The following is a 21,572-nucleotide window of genomic DNA, read 5'->3' as shown; positions in this document are numbered from 1 at the left end:
CGCCGTCGGATTCCTCGCCCCGGGAGTGCTCGCCCTCGTCGACATCGGCTGAGTGCTGCAGGTGAGGTCGGGACAGGCGAGGTCGGGACAGGCGAGGTCGGGACAGGCGAGGTCGGGACAAGCGACGGGACACTCATTCCTCCCTCCGGGTTCACCTCTGATTCACCGACGGGTAGTTCCAAGGCCGCTTGCCGGTGACAGTCTCGATCGGGTGAGTCCTTCCGGCTCCGCCCTCTGCACCGGGCGGGCCTGGGAAGATACCCGATGCGAGGAGAGAACCGATGCGAACCTTTCTGCCGATGGCCGACCATGTGCGTGGCAAGCGAAGCCCCGTCACGTGCGCACTGAAGTGCGACAACGCCTGCCTCAAGGCCACCTGCAACACATCGGCAAATGGGTATTTCCGCGATATCGTCAATGCGAAGCTCAGCCGTCGCGCGGTTCTCGGTGCCTCGGCTGCAGGTGCCTTGGCCATTGCAGTGACCACTGCTCCCAGCCCGACCGCACGCTCTGCCGCCGCAGCCACCGCAGGCAGTCTGGCCTTCACCGCCATCGACCCGGTCCAGCACGAGGTCGACGAATTCGTCGTCCCCGAAGGCTACTCCTGGCATCCGATCGTCCGCTGGGGAGACCCCCTGTTCCCCGACTCCCCGAGGTTCGACCCGGAGAATCAGAGCCCAGAGGCGCAGCGCCGCCAGTTCGGCTACAACAACGACTTCCTGTCCATCCAGATCGACCCAGACGACTCCAACCGGGCCGTGCTCTTCGCCAACCAGGAATACACGAACGACGTCATCATGTACCCCGAGGACATGGACGGAGCCGATCAGCGGGCGATCAGTCGTGAAGCCCACGGACTGACCGTTGCCGAACTCATCCGTACGGACGAGAAGTCAACGTGGACGATCGATGTCAACGGAAAGAAGAACCGCCGGTTCCTCATCGACACCGAGTACGAGTTCACCGGTCCCGCCGCCGGCTCCGATCTGCTGCGGACGAAGGACTATCCGAGCGGTGACAAGGCGCAGGGCACTCTCGGCAACTGCTCGGGCGGGCTCACACCCTGGGGCACTCTGGTGTCCGGTGAGGAGAACTTCAACTCGTACTTCAAGGCGCAGGGCACATCGACCGCCGATAAGCGCTACGGTCTCGACAGCGAAGATTCGGCCAACGGGTGGGAAGCCGATGTCGACCGATTCGATACGAACAACCCGGGCTACGCGAACGAAGCGAATCGATTCGGCTGGATCGTCGAAGTCGACCCCTGGGACCCGAATTCCACGCCTCATAAGCACACGAACATGGGCCGCTTCAAACACGAAGGGGCGAACATCACGATCTCCGATTCGGGCCACGCCGTGGCCTATATGGGAGATGATGAGAAGTTCGACTACCTCTACAAGTTCGTCTCGAAGGACACCTACGTCGCAGGCGATCGCGAACACAACAAGACGCTGCTGACCGACGGCGACCTCTACGTCGCGAAGTTCACCGGCAACTCACCGAAGTCCGAGATCGACGGCAGCGGTCAGGTGCCCGTCGACGGCGAGTTCGACGGCAGCGGACAGTGGCTTCCGCTGGTCAAGGACGGCAAGTCGCAGGTGTCAGGATTCTCCGTCGAAGAGGTCCTCATCAACACCCGTCTGGCCGCCGACAAGGTCGGACCGACGAAGATGGACCGCTGCGAAGACGTCGAACCCAACCCGGTCAACGGCCGCATCTACGTCGCCTGCACCAACAACTCCGACCGCGGCACCGACGGGAAGGCCGCCGCAGATGAGGCCAATCCGCGCACGGAGAACCGCGACGGGCACATCGTCGAGATCACCGAGCGCTCCGGCGACCATACGGGCACCGAATTCGATTGGACCCTGCTGTTGGTCTGCGGAGACCCGAAGCAGGGCGACGCCACCTACTTCTCCGGCTTCCCCGTCGATCAGGTCTCACCGATCTCCTGCCCGGACAATGTCGCCTTCGATACCGCTGGAAACCTGTGGATCTCCACCGACGGTGCTCCCGACGGCATCGGCTACTGCGACGGGCTGTTCAAGGTCACGATCGACGGCGATCAGCGCGGCCGGGTCGAACAGTTCCTGTCCGTGCCTCGCGAAGCCGAGGTCTGCGGACCACTCGTCCACGATGAGTATGAGTCAGCGTTCGTTGCGGTCCAGCACCCAGGTGAGGACGGCTCCTATGCCGATCAGCACTCGCAGTTCCCCGATTTTGTCGACGCGACCGATGTCGACGAGGGGGTGGCCGCGATGCCGCGGCCCACGGTCGTGCAGGTCATCAAGGGTGACGGCGGATCGGCACCGGACCCGACTGAACCGCCGAAGGACCAGGACTCCGACGCCGACGGCACAGATGAAGGGGCGAAGGACTCCGATGAGAACGGCAGCTCAGACGGTGCCGGAACGGGTGAGGACACTGATGCCAAGGGCGACAGGACCGGAACGGACGCCGACAGCTCCGGATCGACTGCCGGGTCGCAGGACGGCGCGAAGGATGCCGCGGCAGCTGGTGCGGCAGCGAGTGCCGGAAGCGACGGCGGATCCGGTTCGGGCGGCTCCGGCAGCTCCGGTTCGGGCGGCGGTTCTTCGAACGGCGGCTCGGGTTCAGGCGGCTCGGGTTCAGGTGGGTCCGGTTCAGGTGGGTCCGGCTCGGACGGCGGTGAACTGCCGTGGACCGGTTCGGACGGCACTCTGCCGCTGCTCGGCGGCGGAGCAGGTCTCCTCGCCGTCGGCGGTGCGATGGCGACAGCCGCTCATCTGCGTCGGAAGAACGCAGACGGGACGGAAAGTGAGCAGGGCGTGCCGACTGAGTTCCAGGGCGACTGATGACTCCAGGACCATAAGCTGAAGAAGGCCAGAGGCGACACTGCCTCTGGCCCTCTTCGACTGCGCGGTGCGTGCGGATTCCGATGTGCTCAGATGGTGACTGGGCCGTTCTCCGTGTTGAAGCTCACCGACATGATGCCCGGCGTCCCATGGGGCGCGGACCAGTCGATGTTGATCTCAGAGATCGGCTTGGCATCCTGAGTGCCCAGCCAATCGCGCAGACGGTCGCGGTCCCCGGCGATCTGCAGGGTGTCGATGTCGACTCCCGCATTCGTCTTGTACGTCGACGGGTGCTGCGAAGAGTCTGCGGACCACTTGATGAAGAACGGCAGCTGGGGATCGGCGATGAGCCCCTTGACACCGATCTGCAGCCACTTGAGTTCCAAACCGGACTCCGGCGTGCGATTGCCGTCGACGGCCTTGCGTTCGAGGCGGGCTTCGACTGCGGTGAGATCGTCGACCGAGACGCACCAGCCCATCCAGCCGCCGCCGAGCTCGGAACGAGCCCGCACCGCCTGACCGAAGGGCGTCGAGAGAGCGGCCGGATGCTCCAAGGCTTCCACGACTTCGAGGTAATGGCCGTTCGCGAGCGGGAAGATGAGGTTTCTGGTGCCGAATCGAGGATGCACACCGCCGTCGTAGGGAACCGCACCGAGCTTCTCCGAGATCCGCTCGGCGGTCGCACGATAGCCGTCAGGTTCACTGGCGTATGACACATGATCGAGTTTCATGACTCGACAATCGCATAACCTGGCTCACACTGCCCCTTAGGTTCACCTAAGAAATCGTGATGATCGTCACGCTCGGGCGGCAGCGGAGGACATGCGAAACCGCCCGGATGTCATCATCCGGGCGGTTCGGAACAAGTGCTGAGCGACCAGCACAGGGAGTGAGGGGAGAGCTCAGTGGCCCTCGGCCTTGAACCGTTCGATGGAGGCGTTGATCTCGGCCTCGGCGGCTTCGCGACCGGCCCAGCTCGACCCCTTGACGTACTTGCCGGGCTCAAGGTCCTTGTACCGGCTGAAGAAGTGCTCGATCGAGTCGAGCATGAACTGGTCCACATCCGAGATGTCGGTGTAGGAGTCCCAGCGAGGATCTCCGGCGGGAACGGCGAGAACCTTGTCGTCGCCGCCGGCCTCGTCTTCCATCTGGAACATGCCGATCGGGCGGATGTCGACGAGCACACCGGGGAACAGCGGCTCCGGCAGCAGCACGAGCACATCGAGAGGGTCGCCGTCGTTGCCGAGCGTGTCCTCGATATAGCCGTAGTCGGCGGGGTACTGCATCGAGGTGTAGAGGTAGCGATCGAGCTTGACCCGACCGGTCTCATGATCGACTTCGTACTTGTTGCGGGACCCCTGAGGGATCTCGATTGTGGCCAGCAGTTCCATAGTGCTCCTTCACGTTAGGGGTGCATCACTAGAATAGATGGTACAAGTCCCCGTCCCCGCCCACCGACGGCGGCCACCCCACGGTCGTCGAGGAATGAGAGCCTGCGTTTGAACGACACCGATGCGCCGCAGAACCCGTCGGACTCCGGCTCCCCGCGCCGTGAACGCAGAAAATCGCGGCGGAAGAGGGGCGGCGCGATCGCCGCCGGCGCCGTCGTCCTCGCCCTCGGCGCCTATGCCGCCGTCGACGCCTATGACCTCGTGCCCGGTCTGCCCGGTGTGCTCACCACCGACCCTCAGGTCGAGGTCCAGAACGTGCCCACCCCGCAGGCTCACGCCCAGCAGGTGCCCGCCCCCGCCTCGGCGGTCGACGATTCCGCTCCTGTGCCCACACAGATCCCGAAGACGATCGACGCCGTGCTCAAGGATTCAAAGGTCACCGGCTTCGGCCTCGAGGTCCGCGACGGGATCAGCGACGACGTCCTCTACGCGAAGGACGAGACGAAGCCGCGCACTCCCGCCTCCGTGACGAAGGTGCTCACCGCGGCCGCCGCCCTGTCCGCGATCGGCGGGGAGACGCGCCTGGCGACGACGACGGACTTCGACGCGGACACGAACACCCTGACGCTGACCGCCGGCGGCGATGTGCTCCTGTCGGCCGGAGATTCCGATGCCGGTTCGGTCAATGGGCACGGGGGATTGCGGACCCTGGCCGAGGACACCGGGGCCGCACTCGAAGAGCAGAACATCACCGAGGTGGCACTGAACCTGGACACGAGGCGCTATGTCGGCGAGGACTTCGACTCCGGGTGGTCCCGGTCCGATATCGGCAAGGGCGTGATCACCCCGATCCAGCCGATCATGGTCGACACCGCCTACGTCGGGTCGAAGGACGCCGAATGGCGGGGCCGCAGCGAACACCCGGCGAAGGACGCGTTCTCGATCTTCGAAACAGAGCTGAAGAAGGCCGGGATCACCGTCACCGAGGCGACCGACCGGTCCGAATCCGAGACGCCGTCCGAGAGCCCGAAGGAACTCGCGCGGGTGGAATCGGCGACGATCTCCGAGATCGTCGAATACGCGCTCGTGCACAGCGACAACGTCGTCGCCGAGATGCTCGGCAACGAGGTCGCCATCGCCCAGGGGCAGGACGGCAGCTTCGAGAACGGTCCCAAGGCGGTCCTGGAAGCCCTCGGCGAATCCGTCGATCTCGGACGCACCCACCTCGTCGACACCTCGGGGCTGTCCTATGACAACCGGATCGCCCCGCACGATCTCACGACCGTCCTGCAGGCTTCGGTCGTCGCCGATGACTCTCTGGCCGGGCTCGTCAGCTACTTTCCCGTCGGCGGACTGACCGGCACCCTGCACGACCGATTCCTCGATGAGAAGAACGCCTCCGGGGTGGTGCATGCGAAGACCGGAACTCTGTCGACCGTGACCTCCCTGGCTGGGGGAGTGCTCGACGCGGAGGGACGTTACCTCGTATTCTCCATCCAGATCGACGACGTGGATAAGGACAAGATCTTGGAAGCCAGAAAGACCGTGGACGAGATCGTCACAGCCCTCGCGAACTGCGGCTGCCGATGATCATCGACGAGAACTTCGCCGCCCGGACCGCCCGTGAGCTCGTCTCCGCGGCGAAGGTCCCCGAATCGGGTGTGCTCGAGACACTCGTCGAGGGGATGAAGGACAATGCGCTGACGGCTCAGGACCTCGTCCTCGACTCGTTTCTGCTGCCACCGGAGCACGCCGATGCTGTGCGCTGCCGGCTCTCCGCCGGTTCCGTGCTCGTCCTCGATCAGGTCAGCTGGGTCAAAGCCAACGCGCAGTCCGTCAACGGAATGCTCGACGAGGCAGCCCTGCCCGCCCCGGTCAGCCCCGCCACCGCGATGGCCGGTGCCGTCGAGGTCGCCGGGGTGCTCTCGCTCCTGTCGACCCGCGTGCTCGGCCAGTTCGACCCCTTCGCCGTGGAGACGGGACGGCTGATGTTCGTCGCACCCGCCGTGCTCATCGCCGAGAAGGCCATGGACGTCGATCCGCGTGACTTCCGCATGTGGGTGGCCCTCCATGAAGCCACCCATCAAGTGCAGTTCGCGACCGCGCCCTGGCTGCGCGACCATATGCGCACCCTGCTCTCCGGGGCCGTGTCGACCCGACTGACGATGCCGGGGGTCGGCGGGATCGTCGACCTCTTCGCCACCCTCGGGCGCATCGTCAAAGGCGAGGCCAGCATCATCGACCTCATCCGCGACGAGAACATGCGCGGCGCACTCGACGAGGCCACTGCGATCCTGTCCCTGCTCGAAGGCCACGCCGATGTCGTCATGGACGAAGTGGGCGCGGGAGTGATCCCGAGCGTGCGCCAGCTACGCCGCAAGTTCGAGGCCCGCCGCGATGCCGCCCAAGGAGGCTTCCTCACGAATCTGCTCGGAATGGACCTCAAACTCGCCCAATATCGCGACGGAGCGAAGTTCGTCCGTGCCGTCCGCCGCGAGGTCGGACAGAAGGGCTTCTCCCGCATCTATGCCGAACCCGCGAACCTTCCCCGCACGGCAGAGATCCACGATCCGCAGCTCTGGCTCGACCGTGTCCACGGCTGAGCGTTCGCGCGACGCAGCCTCGCTGAGGCGGCCGACCCTCGACCCGGCGAGTGCTGCCATCCGCACTGCCGTTCGTGCCGCACTCGCTGACGCAGGAACGTCCGCACCGGGCCTCATCGTCGCGGTGTCAGGGGGAGCGGATTCGATGGCTCTGCTGCACGCGGCCGCGTTCCTCCATCGGCGCGGTGAGATCCGTGCCCGTGCGCTGACCGTCGATCACGGTCTGCAGACCGTCACCGCCGAGGTGGCCGACCGGGTCGCCGCCACCGCCGAATCCTGGGGCGTGCCTGCCGAGGTGATGAGGGTGAGCATCGACGCCGGCGACGAAGGCCTCGAAGCTGCGGCGCGCACCGCCCGGTATGCCGCCCTCGAAACCGCTCGGGCCGCGGCCGGAGCCGACTGGATCCTCACCGCCCACACCCGCAGCGACCAGGCCGAGACCGTACTGCTCGGCCTCCTGCGCGGATCGGGCACCCGGTCCCTGGCCGGAATGAGCCCGCTGGCCGGTCGCCTCATGCGGCCCCTGCTCGGCCTCGACCGAGGCCAGACCGAAGCGTCCTGTCAGGCCCAGGGCATCGAGATCTGGAACGATCCGATGAACGCCGATGCCGCGTTCACCCGAGTCCGGGCCCGGCAGCTGTTGGCCGGACTCGAAGCCGAACTCGGTCAACCGGTCACCGCGAACCTCGCCCGCACCGCCGACCTCTGCCGAGCCGACGCCGATTTCATCGATGCCCACGCCGAGGCGGCAGGGCAGCAGGTCCGCGGAACCGCCTCGGTGCCGGTGAAGGTCTTCACCGCACTCGACGATGCCGTGCTCAGCCGAGTCGTGCGCGACTGGGTGATCTCACTCGGCGTGCCCGGACAGAACCTCGGAGCGGTGCGCGTCGCCGAACTCTGCGCCCTCATCCGCGACCGCAGCCGCGGTCGCCTGTCCCTGCCCGGAGACACGGAAGTCGTCGTCTCCGGCGGCCACGTCGTGTTCCAAGCCGCGGCGAAGGCCCGCTGAGCCTCAGCTCAGCCTGGGACCGCCTGTCAGCTCTCCGCCTGAGGCGATGAGCCGACCCTCCTTGAACACGTCCCGATCCTGTGGGCAGTCCATGATTGCGGAGGTGACGGTATCGGCGTCGACGAGCATGAAGTCGGCGGGAGCGCCCACGGCCAGACCGAACCGGGCATCGGCGGCCAGCGCCGAACCGTCGGGACGGGCGCCGGCCATGACCTGAGCGCCACCGCGGGAGGCGATATCGAGGCAGCCTTCGATATCGGCATCGGCACGGAAACCGTTCGTGAACGCCAGCTGCCAGGTCCGACGCAGCAGGTCGCCGTCACCATAGGGACTCCAATAGTCCCGCTCGCTGACCGTCTCGAGCGCGGCTCTGACCCCGTAGAAGCGCTCGAGACCGCAGTCGGCATCGACCTGTGCGTGCGAGCGGATGCGCGTGCCGCCGGAGGCGACGATTCTCGCGATCGCAAAAGCGGCCTGAACGGCGACGCTGCGCTCGCCGCCTCGCCAGTTCTCCCGATCGTTCATGATGTACCCGTGCAGAGTGCCGTCGGCGGTGTGCGGACGGAACGTCTGGCCCATCCGATTCGAATCCAGGTGGGCATGGACATCGCCGAGGCTCGGCAGCAGGATCCGCCCGGCACCGTCGATGACCTCGGCCCCGGTCGGCGTCGTCCCCGTACCGTTCGGGGTGGGACCGGGGGCGGCATCCTCGGCGGGGGAGAGGCGAGAGAATCGTCCCTCGGTGATCTCGACATCGACGGCGGGAGCATCGGGGGTGCGCGGGAAGAGGCGCACATTCTTCACAAGGATCATGTGCCCAGCCTACGACCGTCAAACGGTATACCATCGTAGATTGTGTCCGACAGCGCGCCTCCGTGGGACCGCGGTCCGCGTGCCCGGCGACAACAGCTGTCTGAAAGGATGAGGCCATGACGACTTCGCCCCAGCAGGGCTTCCGACGCTCTCGCGGCCTCGACGGACTGGCCCTGGCCTGCCTCGTCCTCATCGCCGCCTCACTGCGGCCGGCCGCCTCCTCGCTGGGCCCCGTGCTCTCCGAGGTCACCGACGGATTCTCCCTGGCCGAATGGCAGACCGGTCTGCTCACGGCTCTGCCGGGACTCGTGTTCGCCGTCTGTGGCATCATCGCCGTGCCTCTGCTCAAACGACTCGGTCTGTTCTCTGCTCTGGCCATGAGTGCGGCTCTCATCGTCGCAGGCGTCGGTCTGCGCGCGATCGTCACCGAATGGGTGGCGTTCGCTCTGCTCACGGTCCTCGCCCTGGCCGGAATGTCGATCGGCAATGTCATCCTGCCCGTCTACGTCAAATCCCGCTTCCCGCACCGGCCCACCCTGGGAGCGACGACGTTCACCGTCTCGCTCGGCCTCGGATCGATGCTGCCTTCGCTGCTGACTGCACCCCTGGCCGAACAGTTCGGCGGGTGGCGCGTCGGCCTCGGCTTCTGGATGGTCGTGCCCTTCTCCGCACTCATCACCTGGACGGTGCTGCGGACACTGAAGTCCGTGCCCGTCCTGACCGGACAGGCCGCGGATCCCGGAGGTAAGCAGGAGGAGGCGCCGCCTCGGCGACCGGTCTTCACCTCACCCAAGGCGCGGTACATGGCGATGTTCTTCGGTCTCCAATCGGCCAACGCCTACCTGCAGTTCGGGTGGCTGCCGCAGATCTACCGCGATGCCGGACTCGACCCCGTCCACGCCGGGATCATGCTCACGATCGTCACCTTCGGCGGTCTGCCCGGCGGATTCCTCGCCCCGCAGATCATTGTCCGGTCCATGGCCCCACGGGCCTTCCTCGTCTCCTTCGGGGCCAGTGCCGTTGCCGGCTATACGGGACTGCTGTTCGGCCCGGCCACCGTGCCCTGGCTGTGGGCGATTCTGCTCGGCTACGGCGGATTCGCGTTCCCCGCCGCGCTGGCGCTCATCACCTCTCGCACCCGCGATGTCTCGGTCACGGCTTCGACCTCAGCCTTCGTCCAGTCGTCGGGCTATGTGCTCGCCGCACTGTGCCCGCTGGCCGTGGGCGGACTGCTCGGCATCAGCGGCGGCTGGCAGGTGCCGCTGTGGTTCATGGTCATCATCTCCGTGCTCATGGCGATCACCGGTTGGCTGTCGGCCGGTCCTGGGGCCGTCGACGACGAACTGGCGCCGTCATCCGATCCCATTGGCACCGGTGAGGCAAAGTGACCCATAATGGAACCTCCAGGACCCGCATCTGAGGAGAATCGACACTCGTGGACATCAACGATCTCGGCAATGACATCGAAAAAATACTCGTTTCGGAAGAGCAGATAGCCGCACGACTCGTTGAATTGGCCGCAGCCATCGATGAAGACTACAAAGACAAGGACATCCTCCTCGTCGGCGTCCTCAAGGGCGCGGTCATGGTCATGGCCGACCTCGCCCGGGCCCTGCACTCACCGGTGACCATGGACTGGATGGCTGTGTCCTCCTACGGATCGGGTACCAAGTCCTCCGGCGTCGTGCGGATCCTCAAGGACCTCGACACCGACCTCACCGATCGTGACGTCCTCATCGTCGAAGACATCATCGATTCCGGCCTCACCCTGTCCTGGCTGATCCAGAACCTGCGCACCCGCGGAGCTGCCACTGTCGAGATCTGCACCATGCTGCGCAAGCCCGAAGCCGCTAAGGTCGACATCGACGTGAAGTACGTCGGCTTCGACGTGCCCAACGAGTTCGTCATCGGCTATGGCCTGGACTATGCGGAGAAGTACCGCAACGTGCCGTTCGTCGCGACGCTGGCTCAGCACGTCTACAGCTGAGCCCGCTGGCACCGCTTTCTACGCCCGTGGCGAACCCGGGCCGGATCCGGGGACTGTGACGGAACAGATCCGGTCCGCATTCGGGCTATAGGGGTGCGAAGTACTAGGCTGTGGGGGATGTTCCCAGGCAGCCTCGGTAGCCTGAAACGGTTGCCCACATCTTTTTCCTGAGAGGACTTATGGCCGAGTCGAACAAACGTCGCCCGCTGCTGAACAAGGCGACGAAGGGCCCATTGGTCTGGATCGTCCTGGCGCTGCTCGTCGTATCGGTCGGTGCTCTGCTGTTCAGCCAGTCCGGATTCAGCCAGATCGACACCGAACAGGGTCTGCAGCTGCTGGGAGACGACAAGGTCGAACAGGCCAAGATCGTCGACAAGGACCAACGCGTCGACCTCACTCTCAAGGACGACTTCACAGTCGGCGACAAGGACTTCGGCAAGAAGGTCCAGTTCTTCTACGTCGAACAGCGTGGTGAACAGGTCATTAAGGCCGTCGACACCGCCGGCCCGGACAAGGGATTCACCGACGAGGTTCCCAAGCAGAGCTGGCTGATGTCGCTGCTGGGCACGCTCATCCCGTTCGTCATCATCTTCGTCGTCTTCTGGTTCCTCATCTCGCAGATGTCGGGCGGGAAGATGATGAACTTCGGCAAATCGAAGGCGAAGCTCGTCAACAAGGAGAACCCGGACGTCACCTTCACCGACGTCGCCGGAGTCGACGAGGCCCTCGAAGAGCTCGAAGAGATCAAAGAGTTCCTCGCCGAGCCGGAGAAGTTCAAGGCAGTGGGGGCGAAGATCCCCAAGGGCGTGCTCCTCTACGGCCAGCCCGGCACGGGCAAGACCCTGCTGGCCAAGGCCGTCGCCGGTGAGGCCGGAGTCCCGTTCTACTCGATCTCCGGTTCCGACTTCGTCGAGATGTACGTCGGCGTCGGTGCCTCACGAGTTCGTGACCTGTTCGAACAGGCGAAGTCGAACGCTCCCTGCATCATCTTCATCGACGAGATCGACGCCGTCGGCCGCCAGCGCGGCGCCGGAATGGGCGGCGGACACGACGAGCGCGAACAGACGCTCAACCAGCTGCTCGTCGAGATGGACGGATTCGACGTCAAGACGAACGTCATCCTCATCGCCGCGACCAACCGTCCCGACGTCCTCGATCCCGCGCTGCTGCGTCCCGGCCGCTTCGACCGGCAGATCCCCGTCGAAGCCCCGGATATGAAGGGCCGCAAGCACATCCTCGAGGTCCACGCCGCCGACAAGCCGCTGGCCGACGAGGTCGACCTCGGGCAGGTGGCGAAGCGGACCCCCGGATTCTCCGGTGCGGACCTGGCCAATGTCCTCAACGAGGCGGCCTTGCTCACCGCACGTGAGAATGCGAAGGTCATCGACAACCGGATCCTGGATGAGGCCATCGACCGTGTCATCGCCGGCCCGCAGAAGCGGACGCGACTGATGAACGACAAGGAACGCCTCGTCACCGCCTATCACGAGGGCGGGCACGCACTGGTCGCCGCGGCCATGAACCAGACCGACCCGGTGACGAAGGTGACGATCCTCCCGCGCGGACGCGCACTGGGCTACACGATGGTGCTGCCGAGCGAAGACAAATACTCGACGACCCGCAACGAGCTGCTCGACCAGCTCGCCTACGCCATGGGCGGGCGTGTGGCCGAGGAGATCGTCTTCCACGACCCGACCACAGGTGCCAGCAATGACATCGAGAAGGCGACGAACATCGCCCGGAAGATGGTCACCCAGTACGGAATGAGCGAGAAAGTGGGCATGGTCAAGATCGGCGACGACCAGTCCGAACCCTTCGCCGGCCGCGGTTACGGCGGCGGCGACGAATACGGGGATTCGACCCTGTCCTCGGTCGATCGCGAGGTCCGCGGTCTCATCGACTCCGCGCACGCCGACGCCTACTGGGCGCTGACGCACAACCGCGATGTGCTCGACAACCTCGCCTACCAGCTGCTCGAACGCGAAACGCTGGACCAGGCCGCCCTCGAAGAGATCTTCGCCCCCGTCGTCAAACGCGCCACCCGCGACGTGTGGTTGGCCCACGACGATCGTCCCGTGTCCGAACGCGGCCCCATCGTTCCGCCCGCACCGCAGAGCGAACGCAAAGACGGTGAAGGATCGACCGGCGCCGAGGTGGACACCACCGACATCCCCGGAGCCGGACCCACGGGCGTCCGCGGACCCCACGTCCCGCACAACCCGCAGGGACCCGAGAACCCGAACGGCCCCACCGGCCCGACGGACGGTCCCGCCGGGGGACCAGGGACAAGCGGTCCGGGAACCGGGGGACCGGCGACGACTGAGACGAACGAAGACAGAGGGAACCACGACTGATGGCCGATATCGAAGAGGTCTCCGCCGGTCTCGGCCCCGCCCCCGCCGGGCAGGAGAACAGGGTCGACCAGGAGCGCATCGCCGCTGCTGTGCGTGAGATCCTCATCGCCGTGGGTGAAGACCCCGACAGGGAGGGTCTGCTCGAGACCCCGGACCGAGTGGCCCGCGCCTATGAGGAGATCTTCGCCGGACTCCACCGCGACCCGGCCGAAGTCCTCGGCGTGACCTTCGACATCAGCCACGAGGAACTCGTCCTCGTCCGCGACATCGACCTGTACTCCACCTGCGAGCACCACCTCGTGCCCTTCCACGGAGTCGCCCACATCGGCTACATCCCGAGCAAGAACGGCAAGATCACGGGACTGTCGAAGCTGGCCCGCCTCGTCGAGATCTATGCTCGTCGCCCCCAGGTGCAGGAACGCCTGACCTCGCAGATCGCCGATGCGCTCGTCGACCACTTGGAACCGCAGGGCGTCATCGTCGTCGTCGAAGCCGAACACCTGTGCATGACCATGCGCGGAGTCCGCAAGCCCGGAGCCTCGACGATCACCTCGGCCGTGCGCGGGCAGCTGCGCGAAAGCGCCTCCCGCGCAGAAGCGATGAGTCTCATCCTCGGCCGCTGAGGCCAGAACACGGATCACACAGCGATGGATCTCTCAGCAGTGAAGACGACGCAGATCATGGGCGTCCTCAACGTCACCCCCGACTCCTTCTCCGACGGCGGACTGTGGTTCGACCACGACAGGGCCGTCGCCCACGGCCTCGAACTCATGGCCGCCGGTGCCGACATCATCGACGTCGGAGGCGAATCGACGCGTCCGGGATCGGCCCGCGTCGACGAATCCGAAGAGCTGCGCCGAGTCGTCCCGGTCGTCCGCGAGCTCGCCGCCGCCGGTGCAGTCATCAGCGTGGATACGATGCGTGCCCGTGTCGCCGCAGATTCCCTGGCAGCCGGGGCTCATATCATCAACGACGTCTCCGCCGGACAGTCGGATCCGACCATGCTCAGCGTCGCCGCCGAGTCCGGAGCACCCATCGTGCTCATGCACTGGCGCGGCTACCTCGATCAGGCCTCGGCGACCTTCCACTACGACGATGTCGTCGCCGAGGTGATCGCCGAACTGCGCACCCGCATCGACGAAGCCATCGCCGTCGGCGTGAAACCTGCGAACATCATCGTCGACCCCGGCCTCGGGTTCTCGAAGAACGCCGAACACAATTGGCAGCTGCTGGCCGCCCTCGACGAATTCGCCGTTCTCGACCACCGGCTCCTCGTCGCCGCCAGCCGGAAGCGCTTCATCGCCTCCCTGCTCAGCCCCGACGACCCGAAGCAGGCCGAACAGGCGGCGAAGGATCAGGCCACGGCCACGATCTCCGCGATCTCCGCACAGGCAGGCGCCTGGGCGGTCCGCGTCCACGATCCGGCCACCTCGGCGGTTGCGTGCAAGGTCATCGCCGCGGTCCGGGAACACTCCGCAGCAGCGAACCCTGCCGCGAACCTCGACACGGAGGGCAACGGACGATGACCGGCGCCGAGGCGCCCCCCGACCGCATCGAACTGCGCGGGCTGACGGTGCGCGGCAATCACGGTGTGTTCGACTTCGAGAAACGCGAAGGCCAGGATTTCGTCATCGATGTCACCCTGCACACCTCGATCGACCGCGCGGCCGCCACCGATGACCTCGCCGAGACGATCCACTACGGCGAACTCGCCGAAGACGTCGCCGGAATCGTTCAGAACAACACCTTCGACCTCATCGAGACGCTGGCCGACCGCATCGCCGACCACTGCCTGAGCCTGTGCGAGCACGTCGAAGTCGTCGTCCACAAACCCTCCGCTCCGATCCAGCGGACCTTCGACGATGTGCGCATCCGCGTCGAACGCCACCGCGCTGCCGGCGCAGACGCGGGGGAGACCGAAGCGTATCTCAGCCTCGGGGCGAACCTCGGCGATGCCGCGGACACCCTCGACCAGGCGGTGGCCGCCCTCGACCGGCATCCGGACATCACCGTCACCGGCCGTTCCTCACTCTTCCGCACCGCACCCTGGGGCGGAGTCGACCAGGACGACTTCCTCAACCTCGGAGTGCTCGTGACCACGACGCTGCCGGCACTCGAGCTGCTGTCGGTGGCACAGGGAATCGAAGTCGCCTGCGGGCGCACGCGTGAACTCAGGTGGGGACCGCGCACCCTCGACATCGACCTCATCCGCTTCGGCGGCGAGGACGCCGAGCAGCACCGCCGGACCCCGCGGCTGACCCTGCCGCACCCACGCGCGCATGAACGCGCCTTCGTGCTCGCCCCCTGGGCCGAGCTCGTCGGAGACACACTCATCGACACCCCTCGGGGGCGGCGCCCCCTCAGCGCGGTTCTGGCCGAACTCGGCGACCAGGACATCTCCCGGATCACCTCTGGATAACCGTCCGCGATCTGAGAGACTGGGAAGCATGCAGAGAACCTCCTCGTCCACCCTCGCCGTGTGGGCCGTCATCGGAACGGTGTTCGCGATCGTGGTCGACGTGGTGCTCGAAAGCCAAGGGTTCTCACTGCCGGGCCTGCCCTGGTTCGCCGTCATCGGCATGCTCGTCCTCTCCGCCATCCTGTTCATGCTCGGCTGGCCCATCAAGAAATGGAACGACGGGGACCGGACGAGGGAGATCGACCCGATCCAAGCGGCGAGAGTGGCGATCATGGCCAAGGCCAGCGCTCTGACCGGGGCCGGACTCTCCGGCTGGTATCTCGGCAGCGCCGGGTACTATTTCCTGTCGGCCCCGGGGATCCGCAATGATCTGGCCGCAGGTATGCTTGTCGCAATGATCTCTGCCGCCGTGCTCATGATCGTCGGCATGATCGTCGAGGGATTCTGCGAGATCCCACCCCAAGACCCGCCGGGAGCCGAAACAGCATGAACCGCGACCCCTTGTTCTCCATCGGAGCCGATGTGCCCTTCAACCGGGTGAGCCCGAAGTACGGGCTGAAAGAGGTCCTGGCCTCAATGACTCTGCTCGTTCCGCTGCTCATCGCCGGGCTGGTCGTCGCGATCATCTTCACCGCCGAGATGCCCTGGCTGCACCTGGCCTGGATCGCCGTCGCCGTCTACGGCATCATCTCGACGATCATCATCCTTCGGCAGGCGCGTGCCATCGGCTATGCCGAACGCGAAGACGACCTGCTCGTGCGCCGCGGCATCATGTTCCACCGCGCCACCGTCGTGCCCTACGGCCGACTTCAGTTCGTCGACGTCGACGCCGGCCCCATCGACCGCATGTTCGGCCTGGCGACCGTCAAACTCCACACCGCCTCGGCCGCCACCGACGCGACGATCCCCGGACTGCCCCGCTCCGAAGCCGATCGCCTGCGCGACAGCCTCGCCGGACTCGGCCAGGCCAATCTCGCCGGACTGTGACCATGAGCGACGAATCCTCGCCCGACACCTCGAACTCTCCCGCCGAGGCGGCCGCACCGGAGGTCTGGCACCGTGTCCATCCGCTGACGCCGATTCTCGAGAGCCTCGGCGTCCTCGTCGGCATCTTCATCGCCGCGGTCTACGGTCTGCAGAACTTCTTCCAGAGCGCCGTCGAAGACCTGGCTTCCGGCCGCTCCGTCAACCTCACCTTCGCCGAATGGCTGGGTGCCCACCCGCTGGTGATCCTCGCCGTCGTCGGCGGAATCATCCTGATCCTCGTTCTCACGGCTTTCTTCAGCTGGTTGGCATGGCGAGTCATGGGATATCGGGTCGATGCCGAAGCGATCTACTATCGGCGCGGACTGCTGTCGAAGAAGCTGCGCAAGGCCCGCCTGGACCGCGTCCAGTCGATCGACCTGCAGCAGAAGCTGCTGCCGCGGATGCTCGGAATGGGTGAACTCGTCTTCGACGTCGCCGGCGGCACCGACTCGAACATCTCCCTGAAATACCTGTCGAAGAAGCGTGCCGAAGAGCTTCGCGATGAGCTCCTCGCCGCGGTGAAAGCGAAGAAGAACGCATCCGCTGCGTCCACTGCGGCCGCCACGGCACCGACCGGAACCGCAGCCGAGCACGGTGGGCCCGAGCCCGAAACAGGAGCAGCCGGTGAGGCTGAAGCGGGTGCGGAGGCGGCAGGTCAGCCACGTGTCAGGGCCGATGACCACGGCAGCCCGGGCCCCGACTCCAGCGGAGAACAGCCGGGTATCGATCTCTCCGTGCCCGAACGCAGCGCCGACAGCATCGGAGTGAGACTGAGCAAACGTCTGGGCGCCCTGGCCGACGGCGTCTCCCACGAAGCGGAAGGCAGCCTCAACGATCTGCTGGCCCCGTACCACCTCTCGGCCGATGTCGGTGAGGAGGGCGAGATCATCCGTGTGCCCGCCCATCGTGTCATCGTGTCCTCCCTGCTCAACACCGGAACGCTGATCTCCGTCGGCGTGATCGTCGTCCTCATCGCCATTGCCGTCGTCTTCCTCGTCGTCGGGATCGAGGAGGCCTTCCTCCCGATCCTCATCGGTGGACTGCCCGGCATCTTCGCCGCAGTCACCGCATTCAAGAAGAACCTCGACAATGCCAATTTCGTCGTCCGCATCAGCGAAGACGGACTGGCCGTCAGACACGGACTGTTCTCCACCTCCCGCAAGGTCATCCCCCTCGACCGGCTGCAGGCCGTCTGCCTGCATCAGCCGCTGCTGTGGCGCTGGGCCGGTTGGTGGAGGGCCGAATACAACATCGCCAGCGATGGTGGGACGAACGACGAGAATCTGCTCCTGCCGGTCGGCGATATCGACCAGGCTCTGCTCATGGTGGGTCTCGCCCTGCCCGACCCGCAGCTGCCTGAAGGCATCTCGGCCGACGGCGTGGTCCGGTCGGCCATGTACGACCGGAAGTCCACACACCCCGACGCAGCGGCGGCCGAGGAGCTGTTCCACGCGCAGCCGCGCTCCTCACGGATCATCGACCCCCTCGTCTGGAAACGACGGGCCTACGCGCTCACCGATTCCCTGCTCGTGCTGCGCCTGGGCATCCTCGACCGACGAGTCGACTTCGTACCCCATGTCAGGGTCCAGTCCCTGCGCTACTATCAGGGCCCGCTGATGCGAGCGCTGAACCTGGGCACTGTGGCCGTACATTCGACCGCCGGACCCATCGCCCCGCTCGTGAAGCATCAGGATGCCGACGCCGCCAAACGCTTCTTCACCGAGCATGCCGAACGCACTCGGATCGCCCGCCAGACCTACGACGCGGCGGCGAAGAGTCCCCACACCGACCGTACACGGACCCTCGAGGAGGACGAAAGATGAGCCAGGGCGACGCACCGCGGCTGGGGATCGGAATCATCGGCTGCGGCCGAGTCGGGGCCAGCATCGGAGCCGCCTGGAGGCAGGCGGGGCACGCCATCATCGGCGTCAGCGCCACCTCGGCGGCGAGCCTCGAACGCGCCGAGGAGATGCTGCCGGCAGTGCCAGTCCTCGACCCGGACGAGATCACCGAACGCGCCGAACTCGTCCTCGTCGCCGTTCCCGATGACGAGATTGCGCCGTTGGTCACGGGCCTGGCCGACCTCGGACGCATCCACGCCGGGCAGATCCTCGTGCACTGCTCGGGCAGGTACGGAACGGACGTCCTCGACGCCGGGACCCGCCTCGGCGCCCTGCCCATCGCCCTGCATCCGTCCCTGACGTTCACCGGAACCGAAGTCGACCTGAGTCGGCTGCGGCAGACGACGATCGCGGTCACCGCGCCGGCACCGATCCGTCCGGTGGGGGAGGCCCTCGTCGTCGAACTCGGTGCCGAGCCGATCGACATCGCCGAAGCGGACCGTCCCCTCTACCACGCGGCCATCACCCACGCCTCGAACCATTCCATCACGATCCTCGCCGAAGCCATGGAACTGCTCTCGGAGGCGGGAGTCGCCGATCCCTCGGCCGTCCTCCACGCCCTCGTCGACGCCAGCGTCGCCAACACCATGCAGAATGGGCCCAAGGCACTGACCGGGCCGATCAGCCGCGGAGACGTCGGAACCATCGAAGCGCACCTGGCCGCACTGAGCGAATTCAGCCTCAGCCGGTCGAACCCGTCCGTGCGCAACAGCTACATCGCGCTCGCGCGATCGACAGCCGCGAAAGCCCTGGCGATGGGACGGATCACAGAAGCCCAGGCACAGCAGATCCTGACTGCTCTGGACTGACCGCCGAATTCCCCCGTGCGGCCCGTCCACGGTAGCCTTGAAGCATGGCGAACACCGACTCGAAGACACCTGAGAACGCAGACCTTTCACCCGAACACCTCGACCCGGAACAGATCCGGATCCGAAAGGACAAGCGCCAGCGTCTCCTCGATGACGGAACCGACGCCTACCCGGTCACGGTGCCCCGCACGCACAGCCTCGCCGAGGTCCACGCCGCCCACGACGGACTCGAAGCCGGTGAGGAGACCGACGACATCGTCGGAGTCATCGGCCGCGTCGTCTTCGTCCGCACCACCGGAAAACTCTGCTTCGTCACCCTGCAGGCCGGCGACGGCACCCGACTGCAGGGCATGCTCTCGCTGCGCGAAGTCGGTCAGGAGCGCCTGGATGACTTCAAGACGGACGTCGACCTCGGCGACTTCCTGTTCCTGCACGGGAAGGTCATCAAGTCCAAGCGCGGTGAGCTGTCCGTCCTCACGGACTCGTGGACCATGGCATCGAAGGCCATCCGCCCGCTGCCCGGCCTGCACACCGAACTCGCCGAGGACACCCGCGTCCGCCAGCGCTACCTCGACCTCATCACCCGAGAGCAGGCCCGGCAGACGATGCTCACCCGCGCCAAGGTGATGTCATCGCTGCGGAAGACCTTCGCGGACCAGGACTTCGTCGAGATCGAGACCCCGATGCTGCAGACCATGCACGGCGGTGCATCGGCGCGCCCATTCAAGACGCATATGAACGCCTACGACATCGACATGTATCTGCGCATCGCCCCGGAGCTGTTCCTCAAGCGGGCGGTCGTCGGCGGAATCGAGAACGTCTTCGAGATCAACCGGAACTTCCGCAATGAGGGCGCTGACTCCACGCATTCCCCGGAATTCGCGATGCTCGAGGCCTACCAGTCCTTCGGCGACTACCACTCGATCGCCGATCTGACGAAGACCCTGATCCAGAACGCGGCCCAGGAAGCCACCGGATCTCTCATCGTGACTCTCGATGACGGCACCGAATACGACTTCGGCGGAGACTGGCCGGTCGTGAGCATGTACGACTCCCTGTCCGAGGAATCCGGCGTCGAGGTGACTCCCGAGACCGGATTGGACGTCCTCGACACGATCGCCGCCGACAACAACGTCGACTTAGACGGCGTCTTCCGCTCACACGGCAAGTACGTCGAAGAGCTGTGGGAGCACTTCTATCAGGACAAGCTGTGGGCTCCGACCTTCGTCACCGACTTCCCGGTCGACACCTCGCCGCTGGTGCGTGAGCACCGGACGAAGAAGGGCGTCGTGGAGAAGTGGGACCTGTACGTGCGCGGATTCGAGCTGGCGACCGGCTATTCCGAGCTCGTCGACCCGATCATCCAGCGGCAGCGCTTCGAAGCGCAGGCTGCGGACGCCGCTCGCGGCGACGATGAGGCGATGGGTCTCGACGAAGACTTCCTCATGGCCATGGAGCACGGAATGCCGCCGACCGGCGGAATGGGAATGGGGCTCGACCGTCTGCTCATGGCACTGACAGGTTTGGGAATCCGCGAAACAATTCTGTTCCCATTCACCAAACCATTGGCTTCTTCGCAGGAGGATTCGGCTCAGGAGGGCTGATGTGAATATGTTGGATATCGTCAAAGCGCTGCTCCCGTCGATCTGTGTGGGATTGCTGTTCTGGTATGTATTCCGGAATATCGTCCGCGCTGATCGCAATGAACGCGCACAGGTTGATGAGTACTATTCAGAGATTGAAGTTAGCGGAATCGAGGATAATCTTGAAACGGATGTTAAGATGACATCGACAAAAACCTCTGATTACGAAAAGAGTGAACATGGCAAGGGAAATGCGCCTCGTTCTCACGGATGATTTCGACGGAAGCGAAGCAGCGGAAACCGTTCGCTTCAGCCTCGACCAGGCAACGTACGAACTCGAGCTCTCAACCGAGAATGCTGAAAAGCTCCGTGAGACGTTCGCCCCATTCATCGCCAAAGCACGTCGTGTAGCCAACACCGGTGGTCGTGGCCGTCGTGCGGGTTCGTCGGGACCCAAGCGGGACACGGCGAAGATCCGCGAATGGGCTCAGAGCAACGGATACCAGCTCGGTGATCGTGGGCGGATCCCGCTGGAGATCGTCGAAGCATACGAAGCAGCGGAGAAGTAAGAGGCTCATTCGAAAGCCGATAACCTCCGATTAGTCCCGAGGGGCCAGCGAATTGAATCGCTGGCCCCTCGGGCTTTTTGTGGTGTCGGCCTCGGCTTTATGGAATTCAGTGGTCCGGCGATGCGGCAGAACGGCAGCGATGAAACTTCACAGACATTTGCCAGGTACAGAACAGTTGACGATCATATCGATGAATAGTCCGAGCGAATGATTCGATGAATTGGCCATCGAATCAAGGTGCCCTGAGCTGTGGTCGGGGAATGTCTTCAGC

General features: G+C 65.4%; 20 protein-coding genes. 17 read left to right on the top strand and 3 right to left on the bottom strand.

Going from position 1 to position 21,572, the window contains the following annotated elements; translation table 11 throughout:
* Positions 1-281: 281 nt before the first annotated feature.
* Positions 282-2,837, top strand: a complete 2,556-nt coding sequence (locus ACTIIH_RS07240; RefSeq protein WP_441451267.1) for a PhoX family protein — start codon at positions 282-284, stop codon at positions 2,835-2,837.
* An 89-nt stretch (positions 2,838-2,926) separates the two neighbouring features.
* On the opposite strand, the gene ACTIIH_RS07235 is transcribed toward ACTIIH_RS07240, so the two are convergent.
* A complete protein-coding gene (locus tag ACTIIH_RS07235) occupies positions 2,927-3,568 on the bottom strand; it encodes a VOC family protein (RefSeq protein ID WP_441090305.1) in 642 nt (213 codons plus the stop codon).
* A gap of 171 nt (positions 3,569-3,739) precedes the next feature.
* The gene (locus tag ACTIIH_RS07230) at positions 3,740-4,228 is read right to left on the bottom strand and encodes an inorganic diphosphatase (RefSeq protein ID WP_101594595.1); all 489 of its coding nucleotides are present in this window, start codon (positions 4,226-4,228) and stop codon (positions 3,740-3,742) included.
* A 108-nt stretch (positions 4,229-4,336) separates the two neighbouring features.
* Between ACTIIH_RS07230 and dacB the strand changes: the two genes are divergently transcribed.
* Genes dacB through tilS form a run of 3 tightly spaced genes read left to right on the top strand, consistent with a single transcriptional unit; the run spans position 4,337 to position 7,840 of the window.
* Entirely contained in the window at positions 4,337-5,818 is a 1,482-nt protein-coding gene (gene dacB / locus ACTIIH_RS07225; protein WP_441451266.1) for a D-alanyl-D-alanine carboxypeptidase/D-alanyl-D-alanine endopeptidase, read from the top strand.
* Entirely contained in the window at positions 5,815-6,831 is a 1,017-nt protein-coding gene (locus tag ACTIIH_RS07220; RefSeq protein WP_441451265.1) for a zinc-dependent metalloprotease, read from the top strand. Before dacB ends, ACTIIH_RS07220 begins: the two co-directional genes overlap by 4 nt.
* Positions 6,818-7,840 (top strand): tRNA lysidine(34) synthetase TilS, encoded by a 1,023-nt coding sequence (tilS, locus tag ACTIIH_RS07215; protein ID WP_441451264.1) that lies wholly within the window; start codon positions 6,818-6,820, stop codon positions 7,838-7,840. The genes ACTIIH_RS07220 and tilS overlap by 14 nt, the downstream gene beginning before the upstream one ends.
* A 3-nt stretch (positions 7,841-7,843) precedes the next feature.
* Here tilS and ACTIIH_RS07210 read toward each other — a convergent pair whose 3' ends face one another.
* Positions 7,844-8,653, bottom strand: coding sequence for a hypothetical protein (locus ACTIIH_RS07210; RefSeq protein ID WP_441451263.1), 810 nt, complete (start codon positions 8,651-8,653; stop codon positions 7,844-7,846).
* 116 nt (positions 8,654-8,769) lie between these two features.
* On the opposite strand from ACTIIH_RS07210, the gene ACTIIH_RS07205 reads away from it, so the two are divergent.
* From ACTIIH_RS07205 to ACTIIH_RS07145, 13 genes are all read left to right on the top strand, one after another.
* Positions 8,770-10,041 (top strand): MFS transporter, encoded by a 1,272-nt coding sequence (locus ACTIIH_RS07205; protein ID WP_441451262.1) that lies wholly within the window; start codon positions 8,770-8,772, stop codon positions 10,039-10,041.
* Positions 10,042-10,088: 47 nt separating this feature from the next.
* Positions 10,089-10,640 (top strand): hypoxanthine phosphoribosyltransferase, encoded by a 552-nt coding sequence (gene hpt, locus ACTIIH_RS07200; RefSeq protein ID WP_441451261.1) that lies wholly within the window; start codon positions 10,089-10,091, stop codon positions 10,638-10,640.
* A gap of 179 nt (positions 10,641-10,819) precedes the next feature.
* Complete coding sequence (ftsH, locus tag ACTIIH_RS07195; protein ID WP_441451260.1) at positions 10,820-12,994, top strand: ATP-dependent zinc metalloprotease FtsH; 2,175 nt, start codon at positions 10,820-10,822, stop codon at positions 12,992-12,994.
* Positions 12,994-13,617, top strand: coding sequence for a GTP cyclohydrolase I FolE (folE, locus tag ACTIIH_RS07190; RefSeq protein WP_441090296.1), 624 nt, complete (start codon positions 12,994-12,996; stop codon positions 13,615-13,617). Before ftsH ends, folE begins: the two co-directional genes overlap by 1 nt.
* Positions 13,618-13,641: 24 nt before the next feature.
* A complete protein-coding gene (gene folP, locus ACTIIH_RS07185) occupies positions 13,642-14,520 on the top strand; it encodes a dihydropteroate synthase (protein ID WP_441090295.1) in 879 nt (292 codons plus the stop codon).
* On the top strand, positions 14,517-15,413 hold the full coding sequence (gene folK, locus ACTIIH_RS07180; protein WP_441090294.1) for a 2-amino-4-hydroxy-6-hydroxymethyldihydropteridine diphosphokinase: 897 nt from the start codon (positions 14,517-14,519) through the stop codon (positions 15,411-15,413). Before folP ends, folK begins: the two co-directional genes overlap by 4 nt.
* Positions 15,414-15,441: 28 nt before the next feature.
* Positions 15,442-15,903, top strand: a complete 462-nt coding sequence (locus ACTIIH_RS07175) for a DUF3180 domain-containing protein (RefSeq protein ID WP_441090293.1) — start codon at positions 15,442-15,444, stop codon at positions 15,901-15,903.
* Positions 15,900-16,400, top strand: a complete 501-nt coding sequence (locus tag ACTIIH_RS07170; RefSeq protein ID WP_441090292.1) for a PH domain-containing protein — start codon at positions 15,900-15,902, stop codon at positions 16,398-16,400. Before ACTIIH_RS07175 ends, ACTIIH_RS07170 begins: the two co-directional genes overlap by 4 nt.
* 2 nt (positions 16,401-16,402) lie before the next feature.
* Positions 16,403-18,262 (top strand): PH domain-containing protein, encoded by a 1,860-nt coding sequence (locus tag ACTIIH_RS07165; protein WP_441451259.1) that lies wholly within the window; start codon positions 16,403-16,405, stop codon positions 18,260-18,262.
* Complete coding sequence (locus ACTIIH_RS07160; RefSeq protein ID WP_441090290.1) at positions 18,259-19,149, top strand: Rossmann-like and DUF2520 domain-containing protein; 891 nt, start codon at positions 18,259-18,261, stop codon at positions 19,147-19,149. Before ACTIIH_RS07165 ends, ACTIIH_RS07160 begins: the two co-directional genes overlap by 4 nt.
* 44 nt (positions 19,150-19,193) lie before the next feature.
* On the top strand, positions 19,194-20,753 hold the full coding sequence (gene lysS / locus ACTIIH_RS07155) for a lysine--tRNA ligase (RefSeq protein ID WP_441451258.1): 1,560 nt from the start codon (positions 19,194-19,196) through the stop codon (positions 20,751-20,753).
* Between the two features lies 1 nt (position 20,754).
* The gene (locus tag ACTIIH_RS07150) at positions 20,755-21,006 is read left to right on the top strand and encodes a hypothetical protein (RefSeq protein WP_441451257.1); all 252 of its coding nucleotides are present in this window, start codon (positions 20,755-20,757) and stop codon (positions 21,004-21,006) included.
* Entirely contained in the window at positions 20,972-21,301 is a 330-nt protein-coding gene (locus ACTIIH_RS07145; protein WP_025778016.1) for a histone-like nucleoid-structuring protein Lsr2, read from the top strand. The genes ACTIIH_RS07150 and ACTIIH_RS07145 overlap by 35 nt, the downstream gene beginning before the upstream one ends.
* Positions 21,302-21,572 lie beyond the last annotated feature (271 nt).

This window comes from Brevibacterium sp., assembly GCF_052105255.1.
In the GTDB taxonomy this organism is placed as follows: Bacteria; Actinomycetota; Actinomycetes; order Actinomycetales; family Brevibacteriaceae; genus Brevibacterium; species Brevibacterium linens_B.
The sequence above is the reverse complement of the archived record's forward strand: the minus strand, read 5'-3'. Positions and strand labels throughout refer to the sequence as shown.

Coding starts and splice junctions, on each gene's coding strand:
- ACTIIH_RS07175 (WP_441090293.1), top strand. CDS start 15,442: ATGCAGAGAACCTCCTCGTCCACCCTCGCCGTGTGGGCCGTCATCGGA.
- folK (WP_441090294.1), top strand. CDS start 14,517: ATGACCGGCGCCGAGGCGCCCCCCGACCGCATCGAACTGCGCGGGCTG.
- ACTIIH_RS07235 (WP_441090305.1), bottom strand. CDS start 3,568: ATGAAACTCGATCATGTGTCATACGCCAGTGAACCTGACGGCTATCGT.
- lysS (WP_441451258.1), top strand. CDS start 19,194: ATGGCGAACACCGACTCGAAGACACCTGAGAACGCAGACCTTTCACCC.
- ACTIIH_RS07160 (WP_441090290.1), top strand. CDS start 18,259: ATGAGCCAGGGCGACGCACCGCGGCTGGGGATCGGAATCATCGGCTGC.
- ACTIIH_RS07220 (WP_441451265.1), top strand. CDS start 5,815: ATGATCATCGACGAGAACTTCGCCGCCCGGACCGCCCGTGAGCTCGTC.
- ACTIIH_RS07210 (WP_441451263.1), bottom strand. CDS start 8,653: ATGATCCTTGTGAAGAATGTGCGCCTCTTCCCGCGCACCCCCGATGCT.
- ACTIIH_RS07230 (WP_101594595.1), bottom strand. CDS start 4,228: ATGGAACTGCTGGCCACAATCGAGATCCCTCAGGGGTCCCGCAACAAG.
- folE (WP_441090296.1), top strand. CDS start 12,994: ATGGCCGATATCGAAGAGGTCTCCGCCGGTCTCGGCCCCGCCCCCGCC.
- ACTIIH_RS07165 (WP_441451259.1), top strand. CDS start 16,403: ATGAGCGACGAATCCTCGCCCGACACCTCGAACTCTCCCGCCGAGGCG.
- ACTIIH_RS07205 (WP_441451262.1), top strand. CDS start 8,770: ATGACGACTTCGCCCCAGCAGGGCTTCCGACGCTCTCGCGGCCTCGAC.
- ACTIIH_RS07145 (WP_025778016.1), top strand. CDS start 20,972: ATGGCAAGGGAAATGCGCCTCGTTCTCACGGATGATTTCGACGGAAGC.
- folP (WP_441090295.1), top strand. CDS start 13,642: ATGGATCTCTCAGCAGTGAAGACGACGCAGATCATGGGCGTCCTCAAC.
- ftsH (WP_441451260.1), top strand. CDS start 10,820: ATGGCCGAGTCGAACAAACGTCGCCCGCTGCTGAACAAGGCGACGAAG.
- ACTIIH_RS07170 (WP_441090292.1), top strand. CDS start 15,900: ATGAACCGCGACCCCTTGTTCTCCATCGGAGCCGATGTGCCCTTCAAC.
- ACTIIH_RS07240 (WP_441451267.1), top strand. CDS start 282: ATGCGAACCTTTCTGCCGATGGCCGACCATGTGCGTGGCAAGCGAAGC.